This is a genomic window from Synechococcus sp. H60.1 (genome assembly GCF_047462335.1).
Lineage (GTDB): Bacteria > Cyanobacteriota > Cyanobacteriia > Thermostichales > Thermostichaceae > Thermostichus.
Window position 1 is genome coordinate 7,908 of the sequence record NZ_JANSJA010000114.1, and the last position, 3,699, is coordinate 11,606.

Annotated in this window: 1 protein-coding gene and 1 pseudogene; both read left to right on the plus strand. The window is 58.2% G+C overall.

Annotation, left to right across the window (positions count from 1 at the left end; translation table 11 throughout):
* Positions 1-2,719 (plus strand): transcription-repair coupling factor (gene mfd / locus NW852_RS06365; protein ID WP_414426566.1); only part of this gene is annotated, 2,719 nt, incomplete at its 5' end.
* Positions 2,720-2,953: 234 nt separating this feature from the next.
* A pseudogene (locus NW852_RS06370) lies at positions 2,954-3,699 on the plus strand (RNA-guided endonuclease TnpB family protein); the annotation flags it as partial.

Genomic DNA, 3,699 nt, shown 5'->3' on the forward strand with positions numbered 1-3,699 from the left:
GCAGGGATCGCCTCCCCCAGAAGGCCTGCGCCGTTTTCTCGGCCTGCTCTACGATCCACCGGCCAACCTGCTGAGCTACTTGGATCCCAATACCTTGATCCTGATCGACGAGCCGGAGCAGTGCCAGGCCCACAGCCGGCAGTGGCTAGCCCACGCCGAGGAGCAGTGGCAATTGGCCCAGGCTGCTGAGCCGGCTCTAGTGCCCTTCCACCGCCCCTTCGATCTTGAGGCCGCTGAGTGGGATCCCTTCCCCCGCCTGTTGGCCCGTGCCTTTGCCCCTGCTGGCGAGGGGGAAGCTGTCCTCGACCTCAAAAGCCGGCCTGTCCCTGCCACTCCCCACCAGTTTGGATCCCTGGCCAAAACCCTGCGCGAGTACCGCAAGCAACACTTGCAGGTGTGGATCCTCTCCGCCCAGCCCTCCCGCACCGTGGCTCTGCTGCAGGAACACGACTGCCCGGCCCAGTACGTGCCCAACCCCAAAGATTTTCCGACTATCGAGCGCCAGCTCCAGTCCTACACGCCGGTGGCCCTGAAGTACTCCGGCCTAGCGGATCTGGAGGGGTTTCTCCTGCCCACGCTGGGGTGGGTGGTGCTGACCGACCGCGAGTTTTTCGGCCAGCACAGCCTGGCCACCCCCACCTATGTGCGCAAGCGCCGCCAGGCCAGCTCCCGCCAGGTGGATCCCAACCTGCTCAAGCCGGGGGATTTTGTTGTTCACAGGGCCCATGGCATTGGCCAGTTCCTGCGGCTGGAAAGCCTCACCATCGGCGGCGAAACCCGAGAATATCTGGTCATTCAATACAGCGATGGCCTGCTGCGGGTGGCTGCCGACCAGGTCAACTCCCTCTCCCGCTACCGGGCTAGCGGTGATGGCCCCCCCGCGCTGCACAAAATGTCCGGCAGCACCTGGGAAAAGACCAAGCAAAAAGTTAAAAAGAGCCTGCAAAAAGTGGCCCTTGACCTGTTGGAACTCTATGCCAAGCGTGCCCAACAGGAGGGCTATGCCTTCCCGCCCGATTCTCCTTGGCAACAGGAGCTGGAAGACTCTTTTCCCTATCCTCTGACACCGGATCAAATTCGCGCCGTCCAGGAGATCAAGCGGGATATGGAGTCTCCCCGCCCCATGGATCGGCTGCTGTGCGGGGATGTGGGTTTTGGCAAAACAGAAGTGGCTATCCGTGCCATTTTTAAAGCCGTAACCGCCGGCAAACAAGTAGCTCTTTTGGCGCCAACCACCATTCTCACCCAGCAGCACTACCACACTCTCAAAGAGCGCTTTGCCCCCTATCCCATTCAAGTGGGCTTACTCAACCGCTTCCGCACTCCCGACGAGAAAAAAGAGATCCTGGCCCGCCTCAAAAGTGGTGAACTGGATGTCATTGTGGGCACCCACCAGCTTTTAGGCAAGGATGTACAGTTTCGCGATTTGGGCCTTTTGGTCATTGACGAAGAACAGCGCTTTGGTGTCAACCAAAAAGAGAAAATTAAACTCCTCAAAACCCAGGTGGATGTGCTCACCCTTACGGCTACTCCTATTCCCCGCACGCTGTATATGGCCTTGTCGGGGTTGAGGGAAATGAGCTTGATCCAAACTCCCCCGCCCTCGCGGCGCCCGATTAAAACTCACCTCTCCCCCTACAATCCTGAGGTCATTCGCACGGCTATCCGCCAAGAGTTGGATCGCGGCGGGCAAGTCTTTTATGTTGTCAACCGCATTGAAGGGATCGAAGAGACCAGTACCAAATTGCGGGAATGGGTGCCCGGCGCCCGCATTGCCATTGCCCATGGGCAAATGCCGGAAGGAGAGCTGGAAGCGACGATGCTGGCTTTTAACAACGGGGAAATCGATATCCTGGTCTGCACCACCATTATTGAGTCGGGTTTGGATATTCCCCGTGTCAACACCATTTTGATCGAAAATGCCCAGGAGTTTGGGCTGGCTCAGCTTTACCAATTGCGAGGGCGGGTGGGCCGGGCTGGGATCCAAGCCCATGCTTGGCTGTTCTACCGAGAAGATGGCATCCTCACCGAAGAGGCCCGCAAACGCCTGCAGGCCATTCAGGAATTTACCCAACTGGGATCTGGGTATCAATTGGCGATGCGGGATATGGAGATTCGCGGCATTGGCAACCTGTTGGGCACGCAGCAATCGGGGCAGGTCAATGCTGTGGGCTTCGATCTTTATTTGGAGATGCTGCAAGAGGCCATTCGCGAAATTCGTGGCCAAGAGATCCCGCAGGTGGAAGATACGCAAATCGACCTCAATGTCACCGCCATGATCCCGCAAAGCTATATCCCCGACGAAGATCAAAAGATGCAGGCCTATCGCCAATTGGCTGCTGCCGGCTCTCGGGTCGAGCTGTTGCAAATTGCCCAGGAATGGCAGGATCGCTTTGGCCCCCTGCCCAAGCCTACCCAGGAGCTGCTGCGGGTGATGGAGCTGAAGATTTTGGCCCGCAGGCTGGGCTTTTCCCGTATCAGGCCGGCCAAGGAGCATGTCCTTTTGGAAACTCCCATGGAGGAGCCCGCCTGGAACCGCCTTAAGGAAGCGCTGCCCACTCACCTACAGCCTCGCTTTGTTTACCAGCCGGGCAAGGTGACGGTGCGGGGCCTGGGGATGGTGCCTGCGGCGCAGCAACTGGAGAACCTTTTGCAGTGGCTGGACAAAATGAGCTTAGCCCTGAGCCGGATAGAGGCCGGGATCCCAACAGCCACTTAGTCCTGGCTGCGGGGCGGAGTTGGCTTCGGCTGGGAGAAACTGGGAGGGGTGCCCGGCCTTCCTCGGGTTAGACTTTCGCACTCGCTGTTGCCTTGCATTTGCGTCATCTGAATGCGCGGGATACCCCACCGTCTATACAGCGAGGAGGGATAATGCCTAACATACTCAGCATGACCCAAGTTCTGACTATCTCTTGCAAGCTCAAGGTGTCTGCGTCGCAAGCCACAAAGCTGGATGCAACCAAGGCTCCGGCTCGCTGGCGCGAGTGGTAACTATCAGCGTGGCATGTTGACAGGTTCTCATCTCAAAGTAGCCACGTTGGTCAAACGCCAAGATGGTTCCTACTCCATCCAGATTGGCGTGGAATCTGAGGTGCCGGAACCCCAAAACACCGGCAAGGTCATCGGTGTAGACTTGGGCAGGACAGATATTGCCCACACATAAGGACTCCGTCCCGCTGACGCGAGCAGAGGGTGACAACTGGAATGGACAGCAGTTGAACCAGGAAAAAGACCCCTACTCCCAGTTGAGGGCGGTTCTCCAGCGTAAAGCCAGTCAGGGCACACATAGTTCTCGGCCCAGGTGCCGTCAACTGCTGCAACGGCTGTCTGGTAGGAAGAGACGCTTTCAAGCTTGGGTGAATTACTGCATCTTCAAAGCCATTGTTTCTAGGGCCAAAGCTGCCTGTAGCACCATTGCCCTGGAAGACTTGGCTGGGATGAGGTCTCTGGCCCGCTGACGCGGGCGGGAGCGTGTCAACCAGCAGCCGCGCAGCAAGCCAGAGCAGCGGCGGTCGAATAGTTGGGCGTTCTACCCGTTGAGGCAGTTTGTGCACTACAAGGCAGTAAGAGCAGGAGTCAAGGTTGTGGTGGTTCTGCCTGCCTACACTTCGCAGACCTGTCACCGGTGCTTGTGGCTTGGTCAGCGGGAAGGGAAGCGTTTTCGTTGTGTGAACCCGGCTTGTGGTTGGGAAGGGGATG